The organism is Prochlorococcus marinus subsp. pastoris str. CCMP1986, from assembly GCF_000011465.1.
Taxonomy (GTDB): domain Bacteria; phylum Cyanobacteriota; class Cyanobacteriia; order PCC-6307; family Cyanobiaceae; genus Prochlorococcus_A; species Prochlorococcus_A pastoris.
This window is the reverse complement of sequence record NC_005072.1, coordinates 426,119-450,061: the sequence shown is the minus strand read 5'-3', so window position 1 is coordinate 450,061 and position 23,943 is coordinate 426,119. Positions and strand designations below refer to the sequence as shown.

The window sequence follows — 23,943 nt, the reverse complement described above, 5'->3', positions numbered from 1 at the left end:
CTTTTCTAAAGGAAATTGGAAAAACATTTAAGGTTAGCGCCCAGTCCAACTGGTTTATTACATATAGGTACAGCAAGAACAGCTTTATTCAATTGGTTATATGCTAGAAAAATAAATGGGAAATTTCTGATTCGAATTGAAGATACCGATATTGTACGATCTAAATCTGAATATACAACAAATATATTAAATGGATTGAATTGGCTAGGACTTAATTGGGATGAAGAGCCCATTAACCAAAGCAAACGAGTTTCTGTTCACAAAAATTATATTAAAAGACTTTTAGAGAGTGGAGCTGCATATCGATGTTTCACTTCAGAAAGTGAGATCCTTGATCTTAGGGAAAAACAAAAAAAAAGTGGCTTGCCACCCAAGCACGACAATAGACATAGAAATCTTACGAGAAAGGAGATTAAAGAATTTATATCTCAAGGAAAATCATCTGTAATAAGGTTTAAAATTGATGAGGAAACAGAGATCAAATGGGAAGATCAGATTAGAGGCGAAATTAAATGGCAAGGCAAGGATCTCGGGGGCGATTTAGTTTTATCAAGAAGAGCTTTAGGTGATGAGATAGGAAATCCTTTATATAATCTTGCTGTTGTTGTAGATGACAATTTTATGAATATTACTCATGTTGTAAGAGGTGAGGATCATATCTCAAATACTGCAAAACAAATATTGATTTATAAAGCTTTAAATTTTAAATTACCAATTTTTGCTCATACTCCTCTAATTTTAAATAGCGAAGGTAAAAAGCTTTCTAAACGTGATTCTGTAACTTCCATCGATGAATTTAAAGAGATGGGATACTTGCCTGAGGCTTTAGCCAATTACATGGCATTTTTAGGATGGTCTATAAAATCGCCTGAAAGTGAAATTCTTTCCTTATCAGAAATATCTAAAGTTTTTAATTTGTCAGATGTAAATAAAGCTGGTGCCAAATTTAATTGGGAAAAACTTAATTGGATTAATTCCCAATACATCAAGAAAATGGAATTGACACAATTATGTAAATTTATTAAGAAGTACTGGGAAGAAATGGGTTGGGAATCTCCTTCTTCAGAATGGGATTTGAAATTGACAAATTTAATTCAAGACTCAATGATTCTATTAAAGGATGCAATTGATCAATCAAAACCCTTTTTTATCTTGTCCCAAATGAAAAAAGAGGGGGAAGAATTTCTGGAAAGTAAAAAAGAGGTAAAAGAATCGTTGAAGTACATCCTTTTTTATTTAAAAGAAGCAAATATAACTAAGGTTAATAAGGATAACGCTCGAGAAATAATCAACAAAATTATAGTTAACCACTCCATCAAAAAAGGGATTTTAATGAAATCATTGAGAGTAGCTTTTTTTGGGTGTCTAAGTGGACCAGATTTAATTCAAAGTTGGGAATTATTCTCTGAGAACAAAATTGATATCCCTCTAATCGAAAGATGTTTTAATTAACTATATTTCCTTGTCAATTAAATTTAGAAAATTCGCCAGAGGTCTTGCCGTCAGTCCTTGAATACCAACTGTCATCAATATTGTTAGAAATACCAAGCCTTGGAGACGACCTGCACCAAGGACTCCTGCCTGCTCAAGTCTTATTGAAAAAAGAGATGCAACAGCGGCAGTAACTATCCCTCTTGGCGCTAACCACGATAAAAACACCCTTTGTTTTACATCTAATTCTCCTCCCAAAGTTGCCAGTGATATAGAAATCGGACGTACAATTATCATCAACATTAATACGCAGATAATCCCCCCCCAACCTAATGGACTTAATTCTCCCCAAGAGACATCAGATGCCAGAAGAGGGAAAAGAACTGTTATGGATAGTTGAGCTAATTCTCCAATCAAATTATCTAATCTTTCTTTATCAATAATTTCTCTTTTGCCTACAATAAATCCTGCAGCAACAGAAGCTGGTAAACCTGATTCAGGCAAAATATATTCACAAATGCCATATACAAGAAAAATAAATCCTAATGTAACCTGAAGCTCAATTCCAAATGATGCCTCGTTTTTTATTTTCTTTAAAATTTCAGACAGCAACCATCCAGAACTTATACCTATCAAAACTCCTCCACCTAATCTCTGCATTAAGGCAATAAACACCTCCTTAATTCCATGTAAATCTCCCAATATTAGTTCTAATAACAACAAAGCGAGCACTGCCCCGATGGGTTCAAGAACCAATCCTTCAGCTTTTAGGACCTCGGATAGTGGAGATACTAATTTTATTTGGTCTACTAAGGGTGAAACTACTGTCGGTCCAGTGGCAAGAACTATCGCACTATAAACTCCAGCTACTGGCCATGATAGTCCTGCCAGCCAATGAGCTATAAATATTCCTGCTGATAATGAAATAAATAATCTTATTAACGAAATTCTTAAGACAGTATTTCTAATATTTCCTTCAGGTAATTTTAAATTTAACCCGCCTTCAAATAAAACTAAACAAACCAAAAGTCCAACTATAGTTTCAAGTCCCTGTCCAAGATCAAGTGGCTCAACTAGCCCGAACCCTGAGCGTCCAATAAATAATCCAGAAATTAATAAAATTACTACACTTGGAAATCCAGAGACAGAAGAAATTAAACGTGCGCATGCCCCTGCAAAAACAGTTATACCCCAAAGTAAGCCGAGCCTTTCAGGCGTCATAAATTTTTCTTTATAATAAAAATATTAATTAATTTGATTAAATCAATAATCCTATTTTAAGTCCACTATAAACAATATTTATTAATTAAATCTAATTAAAGATTTAATTAATAAAAACCCCTTATGCAGATTAAAAACAAAATTTTTTAAATTCCAATTATATAGATGAAAATTTACTAATCAAAGCAATAACAATCAATATTATTCCAATTCCTATCGTCGCCATTCTTCCGTTCCAAATTTCTGCTTGAGGCGTAAAGCCTCTTTTCCATAAATTAAGCTCTTGTTTATCAACAACCTTTTTTGTTTCTTTTAGATTTATTTTTGATTCTTTTTTCATTAGTACTAGAAAGGAGGTTTATTTTCATAAAGAGTATTTGCTTGGTCAATAGGGAGTCTTCCTGAAATACCCAATTTAAGAGAACTTTCATATGCCTTAAATTTGAGTCTATATAAGGCAGCGGCTCCAATCATCGCCGCATTATCTGTGCAAAGATTTATTGGAGCTAAATGAACTTTAATAGATTTTTTACAAGCTTCACTAATCATCATTTTTCTTAACGTATCGTTAGCCGCGACTCCTCCTACAACGACGATATTATCTAAACCATAATCATTTGCACATTTTATTGTCCTCTCTACTAACACCTCTGCTACAACCCTCTCAAAACTTGCAGCAATATCTGGAATTGGTATTTCATCCCCATTTAAATTTATTTTCTCAACCAATCTTAATACAGCCGTTTTTAAACCACTAAAAGAGAAATCATATTTCAAAAAACCCCCTTCCTTATCAGAGATCTTGCATTTAGGTAAATTAAATTTGGAGGCATTACCCTTTTTGGCGATTTTCGCAATTGCAGGACCTCCAGGATAACTGAGTCCTAATAATCTTCCTACTTTATCGAACGCTTCACCAGCAGCGTCATCATAACTTCTTCCAAGTCTTTGCATCTTTCTTCTCTCACCAACTTTTATTAATTCAGTATGTCCACCACTAACAAGTAAGGTTAAGAAAGGAGGCTTGGGATAATTTTTTGAAAATAATATTGACGAAAGATGTCCTTCTAAGTGATGTATCCCCAAAAAAGGTTTTGAGTATAAAGTACATAGTGATCTTGCAGTTATAGAACCAACCCTTAAACAGCCAACTAATCCTGGTGTAACTGTTGAAGCTATAACATCAATTTTTTCAATTCGAATTTTTGATTCTTCTAAAGCTTGTTCTAGGACAAAAGGAAGTAACTCTAAATGTTTTCTCGCTGCGAGTTCTGGGACCACACCTCCCCATTTAGAATGATCTTCAATTTGTGATGCAACAATATTTGAATGTATTTTATAAATATCACCACTATTAGAAACAATTGAGACAGACGTCTCATCACAACTTGTTTCAATAGCTAGAACTTTGTGCATATTTGATTCGATACTGTTTTATTTTAATAATAATTTCTTAATTAAAACATCAAAGGAATTAAAGATTGCAACTTATGAAATTCTTTTTTTCAATCATAACTTCGGTTTTTCTCTTTCTTGGAATAACCCCAATTGCTTTAGCAGCTAATGGACCAGCATTAAATGCAGATAGAGCTAGCACAGAATATACAGCCTCAGCTCTAACAACATGCTCAGAAAATCCTAAATTTATTGAACGAGCAAGTACTGCTAAAACGCAAAAAGATATCACAAGATTTGAAAGATATGGCAAAGCAGCTTGTGGTGACGATGGATTGCCCCATTTAATAATAGGTCCACCACTTGAACCATGGGGAGCACTCTTAAATAGAGGTCATGAAGGTGACTTACTTATTCCTGGTGTATTATTTATCTATATTGCAGGAATTATAGGATGGTCTGGAAGAGAGTATTTGATTGAATCCAAAAAGACTAAGAACCCAGCAGACCTTGAAATTATTATTGATTTAGACTTGGCGAGAAAATGCCTTATCAAAGGTGCTCAATGGCCCCTCTTAGCCAATAAGCAAGGAAGGAACGGTGATTTAAGAGAAAAAGATAATAATATAACACTTAATGGTCCTAGATAAAACATCATCCCACACAATTCTAAAAATCAAATGCTTAAAATCTTTAACACAAAATTTATCAGGTCAGCTCCAGTGGTTGCAGCAGTTTGGCTAAGTCTTACCGCCGGAATAATTATTGAATTTAATAGATTTTTTCCTGATTTATTATTTCATCCGATGAGCTGAGATTTCAAAAAGAACTTTCAAGACTTAATTATTTTCAAAACCTCTTTTACTGTCTCATCAACATCATGATTTGTTAATACAAAATCAAATTGATTTGAGGATGCAATTTCGTAGTTGGCTCTGCTAAGTCTTCTATCTATTGCCTCCTCTTTTTCAGTACCTCTATTTCTTATTCTTTTTTCTAATTCTTCTTTGCTAGGAGGCAGAAGAAATATTGATAAAGATTCTGGGAATTTTTCTTTAATTTGTTTTGCACCTTCAACTTCAATTTCAAGTAATACAATAAATCCCTTTTCAATCTTTTCATTAACAGTAGATAAGGGGGTTCCATAATAGTTTCCTGCGAATTGGGCCCATTCAAGAAATTCTTTTTTATCGATCATATCTTTAAACCTTTCTTCACCTATAAAGTAATAATTCAAATCATCTTTCTCTCCAACTCTAGGATTTCTTGTTGTTGCAGAAATAGAAAGCCAAATATCTTTATTTCTATCTAAAAGTTCTTTAATAACAGTACCTTTCCCAACTCCACTAGGGCCTGTGATAATTATTAGTTTTTTTAAATTTTTCATATTAAAATTTTTACAGTAAAGTAAATGTTGGTGAATAATTTTTAGAAATAATGCAAAAGGGTGTACCTCAGATAATGGATATTACATCTATAAAATCTGTATTGCATGATTTATCAGAAGAAGTTTTACCGTCAAGGTTTGAAACTGCTCAACAACCCGAACCTAATATAATTCAATTCTGTTTAAGAGGAATAAATAACCAAACTTGGATAGAAGTATCTTGGGATAGTGATTCTCCACGAATTCTTACAATAAATAGGCCTGAAAAAATAGGAACTGAAAGTACACTCTCCAAACAACTAAGATACGGATTGAAATATATGGCTTTGGTTACCATAGAACAAGATAAATTTGAGAGAGTAATTAAATTTGGATTTGCAAAAAAGCCAGGAGATGAAATAAAAAAATACTTAGTTTTTGAATTAATGGGCAAACACAGTAATATTTTTTATTTAGATAATAATCAAAAAATAATTGCAGTTGGCAAACAAATAAAATCTAATCAATCTAGCTTTCGTGTCGTTTCTACTGGATCTATCTATTCAGAGCCTCCCTCAAACATGAAAAAGGAGCCTAGTCCAAATGAATCTTATGAAGAATGGAAAGAGTCTATTTCTTCAGTTCCAGAATCACTTAAATACTGCTTAATAAATACTTATCAAGGTGTAAGTCCAATACTTACAAAGCAACTTGAGACTTTTAGTAATCTGGAAAGTGTAGAAATAATGAACAAAAATATTGATTTTATAAGTGAAACCAACTTAAAAAAGATATACCAAAGTTGGAAAATATGGATTGAAAGATTTAATAAAAACAACTTTAATTTTTCAATTTTTGGCAATTTTTTTTATTCAGTTTGGTTTTTAAAGAATGAAATAATTAACAAAGATAATATTGATCAAATTGATGGATTAGAAAATTATTATAATTTTCATTTAAAACAAAAAAAAATTGAGGCCTTAATAAAAAAAATTGATGGGATAATTTTTAAACAAACAAATCTTGAGAAAAAAAATTTTAAATTGCAATCTGATCTTTTAATTAACTCCGAAAATTATCAATTATATAAAGAAAAGGCTGACAAAATATTCATGACTCATGAGATACAAAAACAAGATATTATCAAAGGCCAAAAGCTTTATAAAAAGTCAAAAAAACTAAAAAGAGCACAAAACTTAATTAAAGAAAGGATGAATATTTATAAAAATAAACTTGATAGATTAGAAGAATTTAGTGCTCTATTAGATAACTTAAATTCTCTAAAAAATGAAAATCCGACAACTAGAGTCAATTTGCTGGAAGAAATTAAAGCTGAAATTTGTCGAGAGTTTAATTTGAGAATCAAAAATATAAGAGAACAAACAAAAGACGCATCTGGATTAGAATCATCTCCAATAGAAATAAATACCCCGAAAGGCTTAACAGTACAAATAGGAAGAAATATGAGGCAAAATGATCTAATAAGTTTTAAGTTTTCCAAAAAAGGTGATCTTTGGTTCCATGCACAAGAATCACCTGGAAGTCATGTTGTTTTAAAGTCTTCATCGCAAATCCCATCAGATGAAGATATTCAAATATCAGCAGATTTAGCAGCTTTATTTAGTAAAGCAAAAATGAATATTAAAGTACCTATTAGTCTTGTGAATATTAAAGATCTCCAAAAAATCACAAAAGGAGGTCCTGGTTGCGTTTCGTTCAATAATGTAGAAATTCTTTGGGGTAATCCTACAAGAGGAAAAGATTACATCAAAAAAAATCTTAAAAAAGCAATTTAGCCTATAATAAGAAAAATTGATTTTGTTAAATGTTAGATTTTCTACTTGGAACACACGAATATTTAGGTAATCATAGTTTCCCAGAATTTATTGTAGGGTACTTGTTCGGAGCAGCATTAATTATTGGAGCCCCAACTGTTTTTCTATTACTTGCTTTCGTAAGTGCTTTGATGAAAACAAATGGGAAAATGGGTGGTTATAGAGAATATGAAACATATGGAGAATCTTCTTTAAATGATGCTCCTCCATTTTTATTACCTGATCCGACGAATCCAAAATTAAGTAAATAGTTCTTAGCTACTAATAATCAAAATTACGCTTTTTATAAAAAAACAAATGTTTATCTATTTCAAACTATAAAATAAGCTCAATAATGAAGAGGAAAGAAGATAGTAAGAATAATAATTATGATTCGATGAGTTTTACTGATCATTTAGAGGAGTTAAGGCAAAGATTACTAAATTCTATTTATTCGATATTAATTTGCATTTTTTTTAGTTTTTTAATAATTAAGCCTTTAATTTCATTTTTAGAGATTCCTGCAAGTGATATACATTTATTACAACTTGCTCCTGGAGAATTTTTATTTGTAGCCATAAAAGTAGCAGGATATAGCGGGATAATCGTCTCTATTCCATACATTTTTTATCAATTAATATTATTTATTTCGCCAGGTTTAACTAAAAAAGAAAAAAACCTAATTTTACCGGCTGTTTTTGGATCAGGTTTATTATTTTTTCTTGGCTTGATTTTTTCTTGGTGGATATTAGTTCCCGCGGCAATAAATTTCTTTATAAATTTTGGAGCTGATATAGTTGAACCAACATGGTCCATAGAGAGATACTTTGATTTTGTTTTATTGTTAATGTCAAGTACTGCAATAGCATTTCAGTTACCAGTTTTGCAATTTATTCTTGGTTCACTTGGAATTATTACTACAGAAAAAATGCTATCAAATTGGAAAATAGTAGTAATTTCCTCTGCGATCTTATCCGCAGTAATTACACCTTCAACAGATCCTTTAACTATGTCATTGCTCTCAATTTCGATAATTTTTCTATTTTTTGTAGGAGCTGGGCTAACTTACATATCTGAAAGCCTTAAATCAAAAACTCTTTCATCCTCTCATTAATGTGTAGTTGAAGGCTTACAGCTCTTCCTAATCTTGGTTTTGAATTTACTTTTTTAAGCCATTCCCTTACTTCATCTGAATAACCGCATCTATTTAATATTTCAATTTTATCTGCTATTGATTTTTTATATTCCACTTCATTTAATGGAAAAGATTCTTGTCCTAAAAAACCCCACATCATTTGAAAATATAAATATTTTCCTCTTTTAAAAAGTCTAAAGTCATATTTTTTACCCCATCGATGAATCAAGTAATGGATAATCTCATCTACTACCAAAGGTTTCATAATTTAATAATAAACAATCTCATAAAAACTTATACTTTAAATTATTAAAAGTCCTATCTATTTGCAACAGAAATCATGCAATTTGATTCATAATAACTAATAAATAACAGTGTCAAGTATCGAATGACTCAATTAAGTTCCAATGACGTCCCATCCATGGGTCGAAGGCAATTTATGAATCTTCTTACATTTGGAACAGCAACTGGTGTCGCATTAGGAGCTTTATATCCTGTAGCAAATTATTTTATGCCACTAAGAGCTGGCGGCGGTGGCGGCGGAACTTCTGCAAAAGATGAATTAGGTAATCCAGTAACAAAGACCGGTTGGCTAGCAAGTCATCAAGCAGGAGATAGAAGTTTAGTTCAAGGTCTCAAAGGAGATCCAACTTACTTAATTGTTAACAGTGAAGGAGAGATAGGAGAATTCGGACTAAATGCTATTTGCACCCATTTAGGATGCGTTGTTCCATGGGATAGCGGTGCGAATAAATTCATATGTCCTTGTCATGGAAGTCAATATGACACAAATGGGAAAGTAGTAAGAGGACCTGCGCCTTTATCTTTGGCCTTGGCGCATGTTGATGTAGATGATGATGCTGTACTTGTAAAACAGTGGTCAGAGACAGATTTTAGAACTAATGAAAATCCCTGGTGGGCCTAAGAGAATGATTAATTTTAAAAAACAAATTATGAAAAAAACAACTTTCTTTCTTTGCAAACTGCTTTTGATTTCCAGCATTGTAATTTTCCCAAGATCCTCTTTTGCTTATCCATTTTGGGCGCAGCAAAATTACGAATCTCCCAGAGAAGCCACAGGAAAAATAGTCTGCGCAAATTGCCATTTAGCACAAATGCCAACTATTGCAGAGGTCCCTCAATCTGTTGGAGCTGATAGTGTTTTCAAAGCTGTAGTCAAAATTCCTTATAAAGATGACATAAAGGAAATAGGTGCTGACGGCTCAGCGGTTCCTTTACAAGTTGGGGCTGTAGTTATGCTTCCTGATGGCTTTAAATTAGCTCCTCAGGAAAGATGGACTGATGAAATAAAAGAAGAAACCGAGGGAGTTTATTTTACTAATTACAGCGAAGAAAAAGACAATATAATTCTTGTCGGTCCATTACCAGGAGATACTAATAAAGAAATCGTTTTTCCTGTCCTTTCCCCTAATCCAGCTACCAATAAAGAGTATCACTATGGAAAGTACTCGTTGCATATAGGAGGGAATAGAGGCAGAGGTCAAGTTTATCCAACTGGTGAAAAGAGTAACAATGTAATATTCACTTCTTCTTCTGCAGGCACTATAAATTCAATAGAAACTATTGAAGATGGTAGTTATCAAATTAATATTGAGAATGAGAACGGGGACATAGTTACCGAGGCTGTTCCTGTTGGTCCTAAACTGATTGTGAAAGAACAAGACCAAATAAGTGCAGGAGATCCTCTAACTAATGACCCTAATGTAGGAGGTTTTGGGCAACTAGATGCTGAAGTAGTGTTACAAAGCCCTTATAGAATAATAGGCTTAATTGCATTTTTTATTGGTGTAGGCCTAACCCAAATACTGTTAGTACTCAAGAAGAAGCAGGTTGAAAAAGTACAAGCTGCTGAGGGTGTTTAATTAACCTTTAAATGCTTACATATCAAGCTTTTATTCAATCCCCTGGAGACACATTTTTAAATTTAGGATTTCTAACTATCAGATGGTATGGTCTGCTAATTTCCATATCAGTAGTAATAGGACTTTTTATTTCTAAAAAGCTTGCAAAATCAAGAAATATTAATCCTCAATATATAAGTGATATTTTACCCTCTTTAATAATATCTTCAATAATTGGAGCTAGAGCGTACTATGTAATTTTCGAATGGAGACAATATAGTGGTAGTAACTTTTTTACTTCTTTTAATCTTTTTAATAACGTAATTCAAATCCCCTCTTTTATTGCAATTTGGCAAGGGGGTATAGCAATCCATGGAGGATTGATTGGAGGATTTCTATGTATTTTATATTTTTGTAAATCCAAAAATATTCATTTAAAGACCTTTATAGATATATTAATTCCATCTATTATTCTTGGGCAGTCTATTGGTAGATGGGGGAATTTCTTTAATAATGAAGCTTTTGGAATACCTACGGATTTACCTTGGAAGTTATTTGTACCAATACAAAATAGACCAATAGAATTTATAAATTACCAGTTTTTCCATCCAACATTTATCTATGAATCATTATGGAATTTTTTAATTTTTATATTATTAATTACTATTTTTTACAAACAGAACAACAAAAACTCAGTGAGGCCTGGCTTTATTAGTTGTCTTTATTTAATTGGCTATAGTTTTGGAAGATTCTGGATTGAAGGTTTAAGGACTGATCCTTTATGTATTGGGGGACTTCCACCCTTTTGTGATGGAGGATTACGCATGGCCCAGTTTATTAGTATTTTTTTATTTTCCTCTGGATTAATTGGATTATTTTTTTTAAGATTAAAATCATATAAAAACAAAACAAGAAATAATGGTTAGAAAGATCTCATTTATTGGAGTTGGTCCAGGCGATCCTGATTTATTAACAATCAAAGCGTTAAAAAAAATAGAGTCTGCAGACGTTATATTTTGGGCTGATTCTTTAATTCCTGAAAAAATTATAAATTTTTCACTTAAAGGTTCTGAAAAAATAAAAACCAGTACGCTTACTTTAGAAAAAATCACTTCAATAATGATAGAAAGATTTAATGAAGGTAAAACTGTAATTAGATTGCATGATGGAGATCCATGCCTGTATGGTGCAGTTAAAGAACAACTAGAAATATTAAGACAAGAAAATATCGAGACTGAAGTAATCCCTGGTGTAAGTGCTTTTCAGGTCGCTGCCGCCTATCATCAGGCCGAGCTTACAATTCCAGATATAACTCAAACTATAATTTTGACTAGAGCAGGAGGCCGAACTGGCATGCCTGAAAAAGAATCACTTAAAGATCTTGCCAAGCACAAATCCTCTTTATGTCTTTATTTGAGTGCTAGACACATAAAAAGTTCTCAAAAAACTTTATTAGAATTTTACCCTCCAGAAACCAAAGTAATTGTTGGTTATAGAGTATCTTGGGATGATGGTTGGACATCTTTAATTGAATTGAAGGATATGGAAAAATTTACTCTTGAGAAAGAACTTATTAGAACTACTATTTATATTGTTAGTCCTGCAATTAATACTATTGCGAATAGGTCTAATCTTTATAATCCATCTTACAAGCATCTCTTTAGGGGCAAATAATTGAATAAAGTTGATAGATAGATTTATAACACTATAATTGGGGAAAAATTAATTGCTTTGAACGAAATAAAATCTAATAATTCAGACAACAATCCCAAAATTAATTCATCTTTAAAAAGAATTGGCAATTTCATTAAAGAAGCAAGAGTAAGCAGAAACAAATCAATTGAAGAATTAGCCTCTGATTTAAAAATTGGATCTCACCAACTTCAAGCTATAGAGGAGGGTAATGAAGATCATTTACCGGAAAAAGTTTTTATAAAAGCAATGGTTCGTAGGATTTCTGAAAAGCTGAAAGTTGATACAGATTTTATAATGAGCGAATTCAAAACTGAACGGAAAGAAGTAAACATCGAAGAAATTGTTCAAGAAGTCTCAATAAAAGCGAAGAATGACAGAAGCTTGAAGAATCAGAATTCTATCAAGGTTATTATCTTTATTTTAATTTCAGGAATATTAGGCCTATTAGCTTCATCTTTGATTTTTAATATTTTTTCAGAATCATTCCAAAATCAACTTCCTAAAGAAGAACTTATGAATAAAAATTAAACAACTTTCAACTCTAAATTTTTTAATTCTTTAACCACCTTACTACATAACTCTAAGCTCCATTTTTCGAGAAGAAGATCTTTATTTGATTTTAAAGGTATCAGTTCAATTGCAAAAATATTATTTAGTAATTTAATTTTTATAGAAGACAAGACATTTTCAGGTCTTTGATCCAGAGAGGCCGCTAATCTTAAAATTAAAGACATTTCAAGTACTAATGTTTTATCTTCTTTTGAGATTAAACTTTGCCAAGATTCATGTCTTTTTTTTGGTAAAGTCTTTCTGTGATATCTAACTATTGAAGCAATAATATTTGTCTCGGATTGAGAATATCCCAATAATTCGCAGTTTTTAATTAAATACCAAGAATGTTTATGATAAGAACTTATATTTACATATTTCCCACAATCATAAAGGTTACAGGCTGCCCAAAGGAGATCTTTTGCTTTTGAATCAGTATCTCCATGAAAAATATTTTTAGTTTGATCATAGATTTGAAATGCGATATTAGTAACTTTCTCAGATCTTTCTTTATCAACACCAAACTTTCTAGCCTGATGAACTATGGTAGTTTTCCTAATATTACTTTGAATATTAAATTCATTTTTTATTATTCCTTGGCGAAGCATCCAATCAACTACTAATCCTTCCCTTAGGGCCCTCTCACTAATTGTCAACTGATCAAAATTCAACATCTCCATTGAGGTTTTTAAAATTAATGCACCTGGAATTATTATTTCCGATCTTCTTTCACTGAGTGAAGGAATTTTCTTTATTTCAGAAATTGGCATTTTAATTAATTTTTCCAAGACAATCTCTAAATTTTCTTTTTTAAATTTATAACCATGCATCTTTTGTTTTGGCTGCCCAAGGTCAGATAAAATTAAATTTCCTAGTGAAATTGCAGTTCCACTTGTAGCAATCATTGAGACCGTCTTTCCTCTTTGTAATCTCCTTTTAATTTTTTCAATAGATGGTTCTAAGGAGCCTTGAATAAAAGTTCTCAAAAAATTAGATCTTTCTCTATTGATGGGTTCACTATCAAGAAAAAAATCATTTTTGAGCCTAACAGCTCCAACTCTAGAACTTGTAAGAGCTATTGCGTCTTTTTGATCTGCAAGTATTAATTCTGTGGAACCTCCACCTATATCAATAATTACGTAAGACTTATCTTCCAAAACCATCCCAGACAAAACACCAAGATAAATTAATCTAGCCTCTTCAGATCCGCTTATAAGTTCTATTTGAATATCTAAATCACTTTGAACCCTATTTAAAAAGTCTCGACCATTTGGAGCCTCCCTAACAGCACTCGTTGCAGCAGTTACTATTTGATTAACACCATTACTTTTGCAGTACTCTTGAAAACGCTTTAGGGTCTTTAAAACTCTTTGAATTGATTCCTCAGTAAGATTTCCCTCTTCATCTCTCTCTCCTAGACGTGTTGTAGATTTATCAGTAAATTTTATTGAAAAGGATTTGAGATCTGAATTAATTTCAGCGATTAAGAGATGAGTGGAGTTGGTTCCAATATCAATTGAGGCTACGGAAATATCTTTTTCTTGCAGATTACTTAATTTTTTTTTCTGTATCATTTTTATTCTCTAAAAAATAGAGATCCTAAATACAGTAATTAATATACTTAAGATTGATTATTAAATTATAGATTTGCCTAATTTCTAGTTAGATTATTTAAAGTTATGAAATAAAGATCCTGTGATAAAGAAAGACCAAAATTCTAAAATTAATATCCTTTTTAAATTATTAAGATGGAATAAGCCGACAGGGAGACTTATTCTACTTATTCCCGCTGGATGGAGTTTATATCTTACGCCCGAATCAAATCCAAGCATTTACATGTTGTTGAAAATTTTAATCGGTGGATTATTAGTTAGTGGCTTAGGTTGTGTTGCTAATGATATTTGGGATAAAAGAATAGATCAAAAAGTCTTAAGGACCAAAAACAGACCTCTTGCTGCAAATAAAATCAGTACTAAAACGGCATACTTAATACTTATATTTTTGATTATATGTAGTTTCTTTTTAACTTTGTCGCTTCCAGAGAATGGAAGACTACTTTCTCTTTCACTTGCTTTTTTTGCTTTACCTTTAATTTTAATTTATCCTTCTGCAAAGAGATGGTTTAAATATCCGCAATTTATCTTATCTATATGCTGGGGATTTGCAGTTGTAATACCTTGGGCTGCGAACGAAGGTAATATAAATAGTATTGTTTTATTATTTTGCTGGCTCGCTACGATTTTTTGGACTTTTGGTTTTGATACTGTATATGCTTTGGCTGATAAAAAATATGATATTCAAATTGGAGTAAACAGTTCCGCAGTTAACCTTGCTTACAATACAAAAAAAACTATTCAAATTTGTTATTTTTTAACTTCCAGTTTTCTTGCAATATGTGCTTTCATCAATCAACTAAATTTTGTTTTTTGGCCAATTTGGTTAATAACAGGATTTTTAATGCAAAAAGATATTTTGAAAATATTTCCTGAAAGTAAACAATCCATTAAAAAAATTGGTGATCATTTTAAAAACCAATCTATATATGGAGGCTTAATATTATTGGGATTCATAATCGCCTCATAACTTATAAAAAGAATGCTAGTTAAATTAAAAAAAGGAGATGAGATTCAAATTTTAGCTCCAAGCTCTTTTATAGATAATGAAGAGGATTTTATAAAGGGCATAGATGTTTTAAAAACATGGGGATTGAAGATTGTTCACAATAATATCCTCTCAAGAAAGTTTGGGTATTTTGCTGGAGATGATCAAACAAGATTTGAAGAACTTGAAAAAGCTCAAAATAAGAAAGTCATCATTTTTGCTAAAGGTGGATGGGGCGCCGCAAGACTTTTAGAAAAAAATCCAAATTGGGGTAATGGGTTAATGATTGGTTTCTCTGATACATGTTCACTCTTGTTATCAAAATATTCAAAAGGATCTTTTGGCTCGATTCATGGACCTATGATTACTACTCTTTTTAAAGAACCTGAATGGAGTTTAAGAAGACTAAGAAATTTACTTTTTGAGGGGTATGTTGATGATATTAAGGGTTTACCTTTAAAAAAAGGCATCGCAAAAGGAGAAATTGTTGTTTCTAATCTAACTATTGCATCTTTTCTAATTGGTACTGATCATTTCCCTGAATTAAAAGGGAAAATAATAATATTTGAGGACATAAACGAAGACATTTATAAAATTGATCGAATGTTAACTTATTTGAGAATGACAAACAAATTGAATGGTATTTCAGGTATTGGTTTTGGAAGTTTTTCAGATGAAGTGTGTACACCTGAATGGAACGGCTTACTCAAAAAATTAATAATTGAGAGGCTTCAAGAATTTGATATTCCTATTCTTTTTGACCTTCCTATTGGACATTTATCTGGTAATGCATGCATCCCTTTAGGTTATGAAGCAACATTAAATGGGGACGATGGAAAACTTATTATTCATATCCCTTCTTATTAAAAATCTTTTAAAAATAGTTTTGCTATTTTCAGATCTAGTGGTGATGTAATTTTTATATTTGATGAATTTCCCTCAATTATTTTTACTTGCCAATTTAACATTTCAAATAGCGAGGCATCATCTGTAACCGTCCAATTTTTCTCAATTGCCATTTCATGAGCTTTTCTTAATCTCTTTACTAAAAAACCCTGAGGCGTTTGAGCTGCCCATAAATTTTGTCTATTTGGTGTTTCCTTAATATAACCTCTATTATCAACAATCTTTATTGTGTCGGTAACCTTGGTAGCTAAAATAACTGCATCATTTTGTTCTAATTCCATAGCACATTTATTTATTAAGTCGGGACCAACTAAGCATCTAGCACCATCATGAATTAAAACTTTCTCAGCAGTAGATGGAAGAGAATTTAAACCATTAAAGACAGACTTTTGCCTCGTATCTCCACCATTTATCCATTTGATTTTGTTAGAAAAATTTTTTACTGATTTTAATAATTCTTGTTTATCATACGGCTGCCCAATTATTCCTACCCAGCTGACTAAACTTGCAGATAATACAGATTTTATAGTCCAAAAAATAAGAGATTCCCCTTCTAATTCAATAAGTAATTTATTTCTTCCAGCTTTCATTCTGCTACCACTGCCTGCCGCGGGTATTAGTACATGCACAATAATTTGAGTTTATATTTTCTAGATAATTATAAATAAAAGTAATATGTTTGCACAAATAGTACTACGATTTTAAATTATAAAAATTTCACAATGTCAAATACAGAATCTTTAACAGGTAAAGTTGCTTTAATTACAGGGGCTAGCAGGGGCATTGGTAAAGAAATTGCCTTAGAACTTAGTAATTTAGGTGCAAAAGTCATAATAAATTATTCTTCGTCTGATGAAAAAGCTGAAGAAGTTGTAAATCTAATTAAAGAGTCTGGAGGCAAAGTTCATAAATTAAAATTTGATGTTTCAAAAGAAGAATCTGTTAGTAAGGCTTTTGAAGAAATCATAAAGATAAATGGTGCTATAGATATTCTTGTAAATAATGCTGGCATAACAAGAGATGGGCTCTTAATGCGAATGAAATCAGAACAATGGGATGACGTTCTAAATACAAACTTAAAAGGGGTTTTTCTTTGTACAAAATATGCTTCAAAATTTATGATAAAAAAAAGAAGCGGAAAGATAATTAATATCTCATCTATTGTCGGAATAATTGGAAATCCTGGACAAGCAAATTATTCTGCCGCAAAAGCAGGTGTTATTGGCTTTACAAAAACCTGTGCAAAAGAATTTGCTTCAAGAGGGATAAATGTTAATGCTATAGCTCCAGGTTTTATAGAAACAGAAATGACTGAAAAACTAAATAACGAAGAGATTATCAAAGCCATACCATTAGGAAAGCTAGGTAGTTGTTCACAGATAGCAAACTTAGTTTCATTCTTAGTCTCGAGTAATGCTGGAAGCTATATAACAGGACAAACAATAAGTATTGATGGGGGCATGAGTATTTAATTATGTACTTTCATATGGTTGAACCAACTCATCCCTTAATCTTCTAATCTTTTGTAGAAGTTTTAATCTTCGACTTCTAGCAGTTAAAGTCAAAAAAAATCTAAGAGGAAAATATATAAGAGTCATTGCAGCTGCTAGTGTGGCAGTTAAAGTAAAAATAAGATTCCCTGTTTTATCCATAACATTAAGATACTCATAATTTGATTAATTTGGATAGCTATTTAAGAGAAATTCGGCTTTCCCCACTTAATTAAGTATCCCTTAAATATAATTCCATGGGACATTAGAATAATTATATAAAGATTTAATAAACATGCCAAAACAATTAAGCTTTTCGAACGAATCTAGAGAAGCGCTTGAAAAAGGAATAAATACTGTCGCAAATGCTGTTAAAGTTACTATTGGTCCAAAGGCAAAGAATGTCGTAATAGAAAGAAAATTCGGTTCTCCAGACATAGTAAGAGATGGATCTACTGTTGCTAAAGAAATCAACCTTGACAATCCCATCTCTAATTTAGGGGCAAAATTAATAGAACAAGTAGCATCAAAAACTAAAGAGAGTGCTGGTGATGGAACAACAACAGCAACAATCTTGACTCAAATAATGGTTCAAGAAGGTTTAAAAAATATAGCTGCGGGAGCTAGTCCTATTGAGCTAAAAAAAGGAATGGAGAAAGGATTAAATTTTGTTTTAGAAAAATTAAGATCAAAGAGTATCAAAATAAATGGCTCCGATATTAAAAAAGTTGCGACAGTAAGTGCAGGAGGAGATGAAGATATTGGTTCAATAATTTCAAAAGCAATGGATATTGTAACCTCAGATGGGGTTATAACAGTAGAAGAATCACAATCCCTAGAGACAGAGTTAGACATCACAGAAGGAATGTCTTTTGATAGAGGTTATAGTTCACCTTATTTTGTAACAGATCAAGAAAGACAAATTTGTGAACTTGAAAATCCTAAGATCCTAATCACTGACCAAAAGATATCAACATTAACCAACTTGGTCCCTATCCTCGAAGAGGTTCAAAAATCTGCTTCTCCATTTTTAATTCTAGCTGAAGATATTGAAGGGGAAGCTCTAACAACTCTTGTATTAAATAAAAATAGTGGTGTATTAAATGTTTCGGCTGTTCGAGCTCCATCATTTGGAGAAAGGAGAAAAGCTGCCCTGGAAGATATTGCAATTCTTACAGGAGCTAAATTAATTAGCGAAGATCAATCAATGAAATTAGAAGAAGTTACTCTTAATGATCTTGGAAAAGCTAAAAAAATAACAATTTCAAAGGATAAAACAACAATCGTAGCTTTCGACGATACCAAAGACCTTGTCCAAGAAAGAGTTGAGAAATTAAAAAGGGAAGTAGAAATAACTGAATCGGAATACGATAAAGATAAGATAAACGAAAGGATAGCAAAACTTGCTGGAGGAGTAGCTCTTATTAAAGTTGGGGCTGCGACAGAAACAGAGATGAAATATAAAAAATTAAGAATAGAAGATTCACTCAATGCTACAAAAGCTGCTATCGAGGAAGGAGTTGTTTCAGGGGGAGGACAAACCTTAATTGAAATATCAAATGAACTTTCTAATTCACGTAAAGAAATATCAGATGATTTGACTACAGGTATAGATATTATTACAAACGCACTTTTAGAACCTACAAAACAAATTGCAAAAAATGCTGGTTTTAATGGAGATGTTGTTATCGCTGATATAAAAAGACTTGGTAAGGGTTTTAATGCTAATAATGGGGAATATGAAAACTTAAACGAGTCAGGAATATTAGATCCTACTAAAGTTATTCGATTAGCTCTTCAAGATTCAGTATCAATCGCTGCAATGATAATTACTACGGAAGTTGCAGTTGCTGATATCCCAGAACCAGAGGCAGCACCTGGAGGACCAGGGGCAGATCCAATGGGTGGAATGGGTGGAATGGGTGGAATGGGTGGAATGGGTGGAATGGGTATGCCAGGAATGGGTGGAATGGGTATGCCAGGAATGGGCGGCATGGGTATGCCAGGAATGGGCGGCATGGGTATGCCAGGAATGATGTAAAAACTTAGCTGGCTTTTTTCTCGTTATTAATCCATTTTCTCAAGTTTTTTATATTAGGTAATGGCAATTCTTCTTTATCTTTAAATTCACTTTCATTTTTATAAGAACCATAAATATCTTTATTAATAATTTCAGTATTATTTGATTTTTTTGTTTCTTTAGGTTTAAATTCTATCTTTTCTTCGTATTGAAGATTTTTTAATAATTCCAAATTGATTTGATTCTGATTTACCTCTGACTGATGCTCTTCTATTAATTCCAAATTGGTTTGATTCTGATTTGCCTCTGACTGATGATCTTCTATTAATTCCAAATTGATTTGATTCTGACTTGCCTCTGCCTGATTCTCTTCTATCAATTTTAATTGATCTTGATCTTGATCTTTAACAAATAGTTCATTTAAAGATTCAGGTCCAAACCTATGTGCCCATATATTAATTATATTTTCTAACATCAAATGATTGTTATCAAAAGATGCTTTTTGGTAAGTATCTTTTAGATGATCTTTTAAAAACATAAATTTATTAATTTAATTTTCTATTTAACAGTGGTCTTATAATAATTAAGGAAAAAACTGTTAGAGAAAATAAAATTGAGATACAACTCTTACAAGTTAAGTCACCATATGGTGCGTGTAAAGCTACCACATCTAAATTGATAGTTTGAGTATAAGCAATCCTGATAGGTTCAATCGCAAAAGTTAATGGATTTAAGGAGGCTAGCCACCCTAACCAATTTGGCATAAAAGAAATGGGTGCTAACGCAGTACTTGCAAAAAGAAGAGGCAAATTTATTACAAATATAAGAGCAATTAATTCAATATGACCAGGTAAAATAAAAGCCAAACAGAGGCTTATTGATGTCACAAAGAGTACTAATAATATTAATGTTGTAAAAACAATTCCTAACCCATAAAAGTCAGGCCATCCATAACCCAAAACAAATGAAACAATCATTATCACAATACTTTGAACAAAACTCAGAATAGTTATGTAAAAGAATGAGGATAAAACAATAGACAATCTACTCGCTAGAGGTGCAACAAGTAACCTATTTAAAAAGCCAAACTCTCTATCAAACATTAAAGGCAAGCCTGAATTCAACGCTCCACTAAAAGCAGTAAAAACAATTAGTCCTGCTCCCAAAAAATTCCCATAAGAATCAACTCCTGGTAGAAAACCTTCAGGAGCTTTTGAGAAAAGAGCTCCAAATAAAAAGAGCCAAATTATAGGTTGCAATATGCCCGCTAAAAGAGTAGAAGGTCTTCTTTTTAATTGGATAAATAATCTTTTGGTTAAAGCAACAGTTTCTTGATATAAAAAAAATAAATTATATTGTTTTAATTCCATTATTTAAGAACTTTTAATCATTATTATAATTAATTATCAAAAAATTTATTATTTTATCTCATTGATTGCTTCGATTCTTTTTTTAGATCTCTTTTCCCAGTCATAGAAATTTCAGCATCTAATAATGTTTTGCCAGTCGCCTGTAGATATACATCATCTAAGCTAGGTTGACTTTGAGCAAGAGAAAAAATTTCAAACTTTGAAAAAGCTAATTCTACTTTTAGTTTTGTGAGCAAATCCTTTTCCTTATCTACTACAAAATTAATTGCATAACCTTGAGCCTTATTTATGATAATCTGGCTGATTCCATTGATTGAGGATAAAATTTCACTAATTTTTTTAGACTCTTCATGATTACTAAATTCTCTTACTTTTAAAGTTATTCTATCTCCTCCTAATTTATTTTTAAGTTGAGCAGGTGTTCCTTGAGCTATAACTTTACCATCATCAATTATTACCAAACTATCGGCTAATTTATCTATTTCATCAAGATAATGACTACTCAAAATAATAGTCATGCCATCATTCTTCAAATCTTTCAAAAGTTGCCAAATTATATTTCTACTTTCAATATCCAAACCTACCGTTGGTTCATCTAATATTAAAACTTTGGGCAAATGTAAAAGGCCTGCAGCCAAATCTATTCTTCTTTTCATTCCTCCTGAATATGTTCCGCATTTTCTATCAATCCAATCATTCATCTCTAATTGATTTATTAATAATTTTATTCTTTCGTATTTTTCCTTTTTATTCATATGATATAAATCCGACTGAAAATCTAATAACTCTCGCCCTGTAAGGATTTTATCGAGAGCAATATCTTGAGCCACATAACCAATTAATTCTCTAATTTTTCTTGGATTTTTAATTAAATTGATATTATTTACAAAAACCTCACCACCATCTGGTTCTACTAAAGTAGCTAGTATTTTTATGAGAGTAGACTTACCTGCACCATTTGGACCTAAGATTCCAAATAATGTACCTGCATTAATTTCCATTGATAAATTTTTTAATGCCTTAATATCAGAATATGATTTTGAAAGATCCTTAATTTGTATATAATTCATCAAACTAAAATTTATCCTCTAATACTTTACATCAATCTAATAATTAAAGTATGCCTTTAATGATAAGAACATTTGCATAGACTGATGTTCAAAATCCACAGAAAGTTGAGTTCTTGAAATCAATAGCAACAGACAAATACCAAACATATAAAGTATTGACCATCTGAATAATCCTTTAGCTTTTTCTAAATCGTCTGGTGAACTTTTCAATCTATTTATTAATTGTAAAAGTCTTCCATTAAAAGGTAAAAGCATTATTAGATAAAGGATTCCTCCCTCAGGTAAAGCAAAAACTCCAAGAATACTCATAAAAACAGTTGCCCATCCGTAGCGAGAAATAGCTTTGACGGTAAACTCTGAACCCTTAACGGAAGGGAGCATAGGTATACCTACAGACGCATAATCATCTTTTAATAAAATTGCAAGAGCCCAAAAATGAGCTGGGGTCCAAAGCATTACCAAACTAAATAACCACCAACCACTAAGTCCTACATGACCGGTGGCTGCCGAAGCTCCTACTAAAGGAGGTATGGCTCCTGCAACACCACCAAAAACAATATTTTGAGTTGTTCTTGGTTTAAGAATTATCGTATATAAAATTACATAACTACATAATCCCAACAATGTTAAACCAGCAGCTAAATAATTTACCCCACTTATCAAAAGCATTGCAGCTGCCAATGTACAAGATACTGCACCTAAAAAAACAGTATTAAATGATAATTTACCTGATGGTAAAGCTCTATCACTTGTCCTTTTCATCCTCTTATCTAGGTCCATTTCCCACAAACAATTAAGCGCTCCAGCTGCCGCAGCTGCCAAGGCACCTCCTCCTAATGTACATATAAGCTTAGGAGAGGATAAAGGCCATTCTTCCGTTAATGCCATTCCTCCTAAAGTTGTAGCCAGTAATAATGGAATCAACCTAGGCTTGGCAACTTCAAGCCACGCAGGTAGTTTTACTTTTTTTCTTGAAGGTACAACTTGTTCACGAATTGAAGTCTGGAAATTTAAGTTTTCTAAATTACTTTTCATGATTTTAAACCTACTATTACTGAATTAAATGGTTGATTGATTTTTTTATTTTGGTAAGGATTTCTAAAAATCAATGATGTTAGGGTCGCAATTAACAAAGAAGCATTAAGTTGATGACCAATAACAAAAAGAGGTTCACTTAAATTAGTTCTAAGGCTTAATACTCCTAGAACAACTTGGAAAATCAAAAGCAAAAAAAGTGAGCAAAGGTATCTCCAATTATTCTGGAACAAATCTTGTTTATATATTGAGATAGCAAAAATAAATAAAATAGAAATAGAAATTGGGATAGCAAATAATTTATGAGTATCTAAAATTAAACATTGTTTATTAAAAGATAAGCAGAGATGTGAAGACCAAGTTGATGAAAGCCTTACTCCAATAAAAGATTGAACCAAAGTGAGTATTAGGGGGAGAAATAATAATATCTTCCACCAAGTCAATGATTTATTAACCCCATTATTTTCTAGATTCTGATTGATAGTTATTGTTGTTATCAGGAGTAAAAAAGCTGTCAAAAGATGAGCAGTTACTGAGTAGGAATTAAGTAAATTAATTACTGTAAATGCCCCAATAGAGCCTTGAACAATTACTAAGAAGACTAATAATGAATAAGTTTTTGGTAACCAATTTGGAAGATCTTTTCTCCAAACTATTGAAAGTATGAATTCAGAAAGAATTAACAGCCCTACAAGGAAAGCATCCAAACGATGGAACCATTCTAGAAAAACTCTTAAATTCATATGATTAAGAGGTAGCAAAGTCCCATAACATAAAGGCCAATCAGGGCAAGCAAGACCTGCCTCCATTACCCTAGTAGCGCCTCCAATAACTATTAAGGCTATTAAGGCCCAAACGGTATGGGTTCCCAATTTCAGGAAAACTGACTTGTATTTTGATTGATATATTTCGTTTTTGAACAAATTATTCAAAGCTCTTCTTTTTGCATATTAATTTAGATTCAAATATCAAACATTAATTAA

At 31.9% G+C, this 23,943-nt stretch carries 28 protein-coding genes; 15 read left to right on the top strand and 13 right to left on the bottom strand.

Annotation, left to right across the window (positions count from 1 at the left end; genetic code table 11):
* Positions 1 to 15: 15 nt before the first annotated feature.
* Positions 16 to 1,452: a glutamate--tRNA ligase gene (gene gltX, locus TX50_RS02540; protein ID WP_011132109.1), complete on the top strand. Its 1,437-nt coding sequence runs from the start codon at positions 16 to 18 to the stop codon at positions 1,450 to 1,452.
* On the opposite strand, the gene TX50_RS02535 is transcribed toward gltX, so the two are convergent.
* From TX50_RS02535 to tsaD, 3 genes are all read right to left on the bottom strand, one after another.
* Entirely contained in the window at positions 1,453 to 2,652 is a 1,200-nt protein-coding gene (locus TX50_RS02535) for a cation:proton antiporter (protein WP_011132108.1), read from the bottom strand.
* Positions 2,653 to 2,809: 157 nt separating this feature from the next.
* Positions 2,810 to 2,992 carry a hypothetical protein gene (locus TX50_RS02530; protein WP_011132107.1) on the bottom strand — a complete coding sequence of 61 codons (183 nt, stop codon included), beginning with the start codon at positions 2,990 to 2,992 and terminating at the stop codon, positions 2,810 to 2,812.
* Between the two features lie 5 nt (positions 2,993 to 2,997).
* Entirely contained in the window at positions 2,998 to 4,068 is a 1,071-nt protein-coding gene (gene tsaD, locus TX50_RS02525; protein WP_011132106.1) for a tRNA (adenosine(37)-N6)-threonylcarbamoyltransferase complex transferase subunit TsaD, read from the bottom strand.
* A gap of 74 nt (positions 4,069 to 4,142) precedes the next feature.
* Here tsaD and TX50_RS02520 point away from each other — a divergent pair, with 74 nt between their 5' ends.
* Together TX50_RS02520 and psaJ are read left to right on the top strand one after the other, a co-directional pair.
* The gene (locus tag TX50_RS02520; protein WP_011132105.1) at positions 4,143 to 4,697 is read left to right on the top strand and encodes a photosystem I PsaF protein (subunit III); all 555 of its coding nucleotides are present in this window, start codon (positions 4,143 to 4,145) and stop codon (positions 4,695 to 4,697) included.
* A gap of 30 nt (positions 4,698 to 4,727) precedes the next feature.
* The gene (gene psaJ, locus TX50_RS02515; RefSeq protein WP_011132104.1) at positions 4,728 to 4,862 is read left to right on the top strand and encodes a photosystem I reaction center subunit IX; all 135 of its coding nucleotides are present in this window, start codon (positions 4,728 to 4,730) and stop codon (positions 4,860 to 4,862) included.
* A 17-nt stretch (positions 4,863 to 4,879) separates the two neighbouring features.
* On the opposite strand, the gene gmk is transcribed toward psaJ, so the two are convergent.
* On the bottom strand, positions 4,880 to 5,434 hold the full coding sequence (gmk, locus tag TX50_RS02510; RefSeq protein ID WP_011132103.1) for a guanylate kinase: 555 nt from the start codon (positions 5,432 to 5,434) through the stop codon (positions 4,880 to 4,882).
* 74 nt (positions 5,435 to 5,508) lie between these two features.
* Here gmk and TX50_RS02505 point away from each other — a divergent pair, with 74 nt between their 5' ends.
* The 3 genes from TX50_RS02505 (at position 5,509) to tatC (ending at position 8,341) form a co-directional block, all read left to right on the top strand.
* Complete coding sequence (locus TX50_RS02505; RefSeq protein ID WP_011132102.1) at positions 5,509 to 7,209, top strand: Rqc2 family fibronectin-binding protein; 1,701 nt, start codon at positions 5,509 to 5,511, stop codon at positions 7,207 to 7,209.
* Between the two features lie 29 nt (positions 7,210 to 7,238).
* Positions 7,239 to 7,499, top strand: coding sequence for a hypothetical protein (locus TX50_RS02500; RefSeq protein ID WP_011132101.1), 261 nt, complete (start codon positions 7,239 to 7,241; stop codon positions 7,497 to 7,499).
* A gap of 83 nt (positions 7,500 to 7,582) precedes the next feature.
* On the top strand, positions 7,583 to 8,341 hold the full coding sequence (tatC, locus tag TX50_RS02495) for a twin-arginine translocase subunit TatC (RefSeq protein WP_011132100.1): 759 nt from the start codon (positions 7,583 to 7,585) through the stop codon (positions 8,339 to 8,341).
* On the opposite strand, the gene TX50_RS02490 is transcribed toward tatC, so the two are convergent.
* A complete protein-coding gene (locus TX50_RS02490; protein WP_011132099.1) occupies positions 8,310 to 8,627 on the bottom strand; it encodes a DUF3067 family protein in 318 nt (105 codons plus the stop codon). The two genes, tatC and TX50_RS02490, sit on opposite strands and share 32 nt — an antisense overlap.
* 123 nt (positions 8,628 to 8,750) lie before the next feature.
* On the opposite strand from TX50_RS02490, the gene petC reads away from it, so the two are divergent.
* From petC to TX50_RS02465, 5 genes are read left to right on the top strand one after another with little or no spacing between them, the layout of a single operon-like run.
* Complete coding sequence (gene petC / locus TX50_RS02485; protein ID WP_011132098.1) at positions 8,751 to 9,287, top strand: cytochrome b6-f complex iron-sulfur subunit; 537 nt, start codon at positions 8,751 to 8,753, stop codon at positions 9,285 to 9,287.
* A 4-nt stretch (positions 9,288 to 9,291) separates the two neighbouring features.
* Positions 9,292 to 10,245 (top strand): cytochrome f, encoded by a 954-nt coding sequence (petA, locus tag TX50_RS02480; protein WP_011132097.1) that lies wholly within the window; start codon positions 9,292 to 9,294, stop codon positions 10,243 to 10,245.
* 11 nt (positions 10,246 to 10,256) lie between these two features.
* Positions 10,257 to 11,150: a prolipoprotein diacylglyceryl transferase gene (gene lgt / locus TX50_RS02475; protein ID WP_011132096.1), complete on the top strand. Its 894-nt coding sequence runs from the start codon at positions 10,257 to 10,259 to the stop codon at positions 11,148 to 11,150.
* On the top strand, positions 11,143 to 11,898 hold the full coding sequence (gene cobM / locus TX50_RS02470) for a precorrin-4 C(11)-methyltransferase (protein ID WP_011132095.1): 756 nt from the start codon (positions 11,143 to 11,145) through the stop codon (positions 11,896 to 11,898). Before lgt ends, cobM begins: the two co-directional genes overlap by 8 nt.
* 57 nt (positions 11,899 to 11,955) lie before the next feature.
* Complete coding sequence (locus tag TX50_RS02465; RefSeq protein ID WP_011132094.1) at positions 11,956 to 12,447, top strand: helix-turn-helix domain-containing protein; 492 nt, start codon at positions 11,956 to 11,958, stop codon at positions 12,445 to 12,447.
* On the opposite strand, the gene TX50_RS02460 is transcribed toward TX50_RS02465, so the two are convergent.
* Positions 12,444 to 14,042: a Ppx/GppA phosphatase family protein gene (locus TX50_RS02460; RefSeq protein WP_011132093.1), complete on the bottom strand. Its 1,599-nt coding sequence runs from the start codon at positions 14,040 to 14,042 to the stop codon at positions 12,444 to 12,446. The two genes, TX50_RS02465 and TX50_RS02460, sit on opposite strands and share 4 nt — an antisense overlap.
* A gap of 121 nt (positions 14,043 to 14,163) precedes the next feature.
* Between TX50_RS02460 and TX50_RS02455 the strand changes: the two genes are divergently transcribed.
* Together TX50_RS02455 and TX50_RS02450 are read left to right on the top strand one after the other, a co-directional pair.
* The gene (locus tag TX50_RS02455; RefSeq protein WP_011132092.1) at positions 14,164 to 15,051 is read left to right on the top strand and encodes a 4-hydroxybenzoate polyprenyltransferase; all 888 of its coding nucleotides are present in this window, start codon (positions 14,164 to 14,166) and stop codon (positions 15,049 to 15,051) included.
* 12 nt (positions 15,052 to 15,063) lie between these two features.
* Positions 15,064 to 15,936, top strand: coding sequence for a S66 peptidase family protein (locus TX50_RS02450; protein WP_011132091.1), 873 nt, complete (start codon positions 15,064 to 15,066; stop codon positions 15,934 to 15,936).
* Here the strand turns inward: TX50_RS02450 and ispD are convergent.
* Entirely contained in the window at positions 15,933 to 16,604 is a 672-nt protein-coding gene (ispD, locus tag TX50_RS02445) for a 2-C-methyl-D-erythritol 4-phosphate cytidylyltransferase (RefSeq protein ID WP_011132090.1), read from the bottom strand. The genes TX50_RS02450 and ispD overlap by 4 nt on opposite strands.
* A 93-nt stretch (positions 16,605 to 16,697) precedes the next feature.
* On the opposite strand from ispD, the gene fabG reads away from it, so the two are divergent.
* A complete protein-coding gene (fabG, locus tag TX50_RS02440) occupies positions 16,698 to 17,447 on the top strand; it encodes a 3-oxoacyl-[acyl-carrier-protein] reductase (protein WP_011132089.1) in 750 nt (249 codons plus the stop codon).
* Here the strand turns inward: fabG and TX50_RS02435 are convergent, their stop codons facing one another.
* A complete protein-coding gene (locus TX50_RS02435) occupies positions 17,448 to 17,627 on the bottom strand; it encodes a hypothetical protein (RefSeq protein WP_036930903.1) in 180 nt (59 codons plus the stop codon).
* 133 nt (positions 17,628 to 17,760) lie between these two features.
* Between TX50_RS02435 and groL the strand changes: the two genes are divergently transcribed.
* Entirely contained in the window at positions 17,761 to 19,506 is a 1,746-nt protein-coding gene (groL, locus tag TX50_RS02430; RefSeq protein ID WP_011132088.1) for a chaperonin GroEL, read from the top strand.
* Positions 19,507 to 19,510: 4 nt separating this feature from the next.
* On the opposite strand, the gene TX50_RS02425 is transcribed toward groL, so the two are convergent.
* The 5 genes from TX50_RS02425 to TX50_RS02405 are packed head-to-tail and all read right to left on the bottom strand — an operon-like array spanning position 19,511 to position 23,883.
* Complete coding sequence (locus TX50_RS02425; protein WP_011132087.1) at positions 19,511 to 20,023, bottom strand: hypothetical protein; 513 nt, start codon at positions 20,021 to 20,023, stop codon at positions 19,511 to 19,513.
* Positions 20,024 to 20,030: 7 nt separating this feature from the next.
* Complete coding sequence (locus tag TX50_RS02420) at positions 20,031 to 20,855, bottom strand: ABC transporter permease (protein WP_011132086.1); 825 nt, start codon at positions 20,853 to 20,855, stop codon at positions 20,031 to 20,033.
* Between the two features lie 53 nt (positions 20,856 to 20,908).
* Positions 20,909 to 21,925, bottom strand: a complete 1,017-nt coding sequence (locus TX50_RS02415) for an ABC transporter ATP-binding protein (protein WP_011132085.1) — start codon at positions 21,923 to 21,925, stop codon at positions 20,909 to 20,911.
* Positions 21,926 to 21,961: 36 nt separating this feature from the next.
* Positions 21,962 to 22,960 (bottom strand): heme o synthase, encoded by a 999-nt coding sequence (locus TX50_RS02410; protein WP_011132084.1) that lies wholly within the window; start codon positions 22,958 to 22,960, stop codon positions 21,962 to 21,964.
* The gene (locus TX50_RS02405; protein WP_036930905.1) at positions 22,957 to 23,883 is read right to left on the bottom strand and encodes a COX15/CtaA family protein; all 927 of its coding nucleotides are present in this window, start codon (positions 23,881 to 23,883) and stop codon (positions 22,957 to 22,959) included. Before TX50_RS02405 ends, TX50_RS02410 begins: the two co-directional genes overlap by 4 nt.
* Between the last annotated feature and the right edge of the window lie 60 nt (positions 23,884 to 23,943).